This window comes from Flavobacterium sp. FlaQc-48 (genome assembly GCF_044007335.1).
GTDB lineage: Bacteria > Bacteroidota > Bacteroidia > Flavobacteriales > Flavobacteriaceae > Flavobacterium.
On record NZ_JBIPCR010000088.1, the window covers coordinates 1 to 265 of the forward strand.

General features: G+C 35.1%; 1 protein-coding gene. It reads right to left on the reverse strand.

What is annotated here, in order from left to right:
- Nucleotides 1–11: 11 nt before the first annotated feature.
- A partial coding sequence (locus tag ACHRWY_RS27690; RefSeq protein ID WP_395359254.1) for a hypothetical protein occupies nt 12–265 on the reverse strand: 254 nt, incomplete at its 5' end.

Sequence of the window (265 nt, forward strand, 5' to 3'; positions counted from 1 at the left end):
TGAATCAGGAATTAATTTCCCCATCCAATACAGATTCCTGTCCAAAGAATCTCTAAGTTAAATTGTCCACCGGCAACAGCTTCCAATTCAGCATCTGTTAATTCCATGTTTTCAGGATTAGCAGGAATATTGATATAAACCGCAGAATAATCTGTCTGATCTGTTACAATTAATCTTTTACCTTTTAAATCTAATGGTTTACCAGATAATTTTTCGATTGCCTGAACCGGGTTGCTTACCAATTCTTGTTTGAAAGCTTCATCTT